We start from the raw sequence: 3,282 nt of genomic DNA, 5'->3' as shown, positions 1-3,282 counted from the left end.
GGCCTTCATCACAAGATGGAAATAATGACCCTAGGGGCTTATGGATTGAAAAACTTTGAAAATGGTGGGCCCAGTAGGACTTGAACCTACGACCAATCGATTATGAGTCGACTGCTCTAACCAACTGAGCTATGGGCCCGGAGAGGGTGTTGCGCCGCGAGATTATAGGGGATCACGGTCCGGTGCGCACCGGGTTTTGGTCCCGAATATTCATGCAAAAAAAACGCCCTGTTAAGGGCGTTTTCGAACAAGTGCCTGATGACAGTGTTATTTGTCGCCAGCGCCTCGTTTGACTGATGCCATGACTTTTTCCAGGTTGAAGCTGCCAGGCTCCTGCCGGGGCGGGAACTCTTTGAAGCTTTCGAGCCAATTGGCAATATATGCACCGGCTGGAGCGAACAAAAACATGTGCTCAGCCCACCAGCGCTGATAGCCCATGGCATTTTCAGCTTCGGCTCGCTCGAAGGGGTCCATGCGAAGGTTTGTAAGCGAGGGGGCCCGCAAAACTTCGAAGGGCGTAGTCCACACCTTGTAGCCTTCTTCTGGCTGACGCAAGAAAGTAGCCTTCAGATCGTTGTAACGAAGCGCCGCGACACTCCCGTCATCCGTCCAATAGATGAATGACTCCCGTGGCCACTCGGCCTCGCCCTTGAGTGCGGGCATTAGGTTGTATCCGTCGAGGTGAGCCTTAAAGGACTTGCCGCCAACTCGGCGTTTCTTGAGCAGGTCTTCCTTTACGGTTTCGTCACCCGCTGCCGCAAGGAGAGTGGTCAGCATGTCTTCGTGCGCCGCAATCTCGTTGTTGATGGTGCCGGGCTCAATAACGCCGGGCCAACGAATAACTGTTGGAACGCGATAGCCGCCTTCCCACTGGGTGTTTTTCTCGCCGCGGAACATGGTGGTTCCACCGTCGGGCCAGGTGAAGGTCTCAGCGCCATTGTCTGTGGAGTACATGACGATGGTGTTGTCGGCTATGCCTAGCTCGTCTAGCTTGGCTAAAAGCTCTCCAACCATGGCATCGTGCTCGACCATGCCGTCTGCATAGATGCCGTAACCCGTTACACCCTCAGACTCTTCTTTGAGGTGGGTAAAGATGTGCATGCGAGTGCTGTTCCACCAAACGAAGAACGGCTTGTCTTCTGCAACGGCTTTATCCATAAACTTCAGCGCTGCTGCGGTTGTTTCTTCGTCCACAGTCTCCATGCGCTTTTTAGTTAACGGACCGGTGTCTTCAATGCGACCGTCAGCATAGCTGTGAATCACGCCTCGAGGTCCGAATCGCTTCCGAAACTCTGCGCCCTTGGGATAGTCGGGGTTCTCTGGCTCTTCTTCGGCGTTCAGGTGGTACAGGTTGCCAAAGAACTCATCAAAGCCGTGTTCTGTGGGCAGCATGCGATCCAGATCACCCAGGTGGTTTTTACCAAACTGACCGGTAACGTAGCCGAGGGGCTTGAGCAGTTCTGCGATGGTGGGATCTTCATCGGTCATGCCTTCTGGCGCGCCAGGAAGACCAACCTTGGTGAGCCCCGTACGAATGGGTGACTGACCGGTGATGAATGCAGCGCGTCCAGCGGTGCAGCTTTGCTGGCCGTACCAGTCAGTGAACAAAGCACCTTCTTTGGCGATTTGATCAATGTTCGGCGTGCGGTAACCCATCATGCCCTGGTTGTAGGCGCTGATGTTAAAGCCACCAATATCGTCGCCCCATAAGACAAGTATGTTAGGTTTTTTTTCGTCGTCTTGGGCAAAGGTTGCCCCGCTGACTAGGCCGACTGCCATTAGAGCGCAGTAGCCTATTCTTCTTAAGTTTATTTTCATTAGAAATCCCTTGATGCTTGTTGAACGCTTACTTTTTAGCGGGAGCTAGACTATCAGTTATGAAGTTCAAAAGCCTCCATCGAGGGTGCTTTAGGGAGGGCGGGTAGCCTTATTCATTGAACATGTCGTCAGTGATGCCCTGAACCTCCACCCTCACCGCGTCACCGATAGTGATAAGCCCGCCCTGAATGATGCGACAGCACAAGCCACCGTGTCCGAGCATGGCGGCAACGCCGCCTTTGCCCAGCGCCGTTTCCATGCGGGAGCAGGGATGACAAAGCGCACCGGCTTCAAAGAGCGCGTCGCCAATCGAGAACCTCTGATAGCGCAGCGCATGTAGGTTAATACCCGAGACGACCAGATTTCTTCGAAGCTTGCCCGGGTCAATGTCCTCAATGCCAAGAAAGTGTGCGGTTTGTTGAATGAACTCTCGAGAAATCACCGTTACCTGCCGACCAGAGCCGGGGGTCTTGTCGACACGGTGATCGGCCTCCAATCCACGGCTCGCGATGGCAAGTACCGACTCCACCTCCGTCAGAGGCGCTTTACGAGTTGAGCGCAGCCCGATCCACTCGAGTTTTCCGGGTTTGAGGTGCTTGGCGAAGCGGTCCAGAGGATTGGTTCTTTTGGTCATGAGATCAACTTAACTGATGAGACGGGCGCTCTGTAGCTACGAAAAGATGAGCCGATAGCGGCGGCAGCTGCGTATTAAAACATTATCTATGAGGTTGCTCCGATGAAGCCTATTAACAGACTCACTTTTCTTGCCCTGGCGTTTGCGGTAGCGACCGCGTGCTCAGCAGAACAACCCTCCGAGACTGTTGAGAACGACTTTTATGAATACAAATCTGGCAGTCGTGACGGAATCGGTAAGTTCTATATGGGCCGTGAAATATCATACGTGATGGGTCACATGGGCGCGGGATGGCTGGAGCGGCCCGAGCGTGAGCGACAGGAGCGCACCGACCTTCTGATCGATCGGCTTCCGGTTAGCCCCGACTCTGTGGTCGCGGATATTGGTGCGGGCACCGGTTACTTTACATTTCCTATTGCTGCTCGCGTGCCCGAGGGGCAAGTGTACGCCGTTGATATACAGCCCGAGATGTTGCAGTTGCTAAGTGAGCGTCAGAGCGAGCTGTCGGTAGAGAATGTTAAAACGGTGCTGGGTACAGAGATGTCGCCAAATCTTCCAGCCAATGTCGTCGATTTGGCATTTATCGTTGACGCCTATCACGAGTTCTCTTATCCGAGAGAAATGGGGGTGAAGTTAGTCGAAGCCTTGAAGCCTGGTGGAAAGCTGGTTCTCATTGAGTATCGGTCTGAGGATCTATCTGTGCCCATTAAGACGCTACACAAGATGAGTGAAGAGCAGGTGCGTCTGGAGATGCAAGCTATCGGTTTGGACTGGGTCGCAACTGAGGACTATCTGCCGCAGCAGCATGTCCTCATATTTCAAAAGCCGGC

Annotated in this window: 3 protein-coding genes and 1 tRNA gene; 1 reads left to right on the top strand and 3 read right to left on the bottom strand. The window is 53.7% G+C overall.

Translation table 11 applies throughout. From position 1 onward, the window contains the following. Positions 1-62 precede the first annotated feature (62 nt). The 3 genes from AB8B76_RS15755 to AB8B76_RS15745 all read right to left on the bottom strand — a co-directional run bounded on the left by AB8B76_RS15755 (position 63) and on the right by AB8B76_RS15745 (position 2,452). Positions 63-139, bottom strand: a tRNA-Ile gene (locus AB8B76_RS15755). A 128-nt stretch (positions 140-267) separates the two neighbouring features. Further along, on the bottom strand, positions 268-1,779 hold the full coding sequence (locus tag AB8B76_RS15750) for an arylsulfatase (protein ID WP_405273836.1): 1,512 nt from the start codon (positions 1,777-1,779) through the stop codon (positions 268-270). Between the two features lie 148 nt (positions 1,780-1,927). Next, complete coding sequence (locus AB8B76_RS15745; RefSeq protein ID WP_405273835.1) at positions 1,928-2,452, bottom strand: MOSC domain-containing protein; 525 nt, start codon at positions 2,450-2,452, stop codon at positions 1,928-1,930. Between the two features lie 102 nt (positions 2,453-2,554). Between AB8B76_RS15745 and AB8B76_RS15740 the strand changes: the two genes are divergently transcribed. Then, positions 2,555-3,282 (top strand): class I SAM-dependent methyltransferase (locus AB8B76_RS15740; RefSeq protein ID WP_405273834.1); only part of this gene is annotated, 728 nt, incomplete at its 3' end.

The organism is Congregibacter sp., from assembly GCF_045107095.1.
Lineage (GTDB): Bacteria > Pseudomonadota > Gammaproteobacteria > Pseudomonadales > Halieaceae > Congregibacter.
The sequence above is the reverse complement of the archived record's forward strand: the minus strand, read 5'-3'. Positions and strand labels throughout refer to the sequence as shown.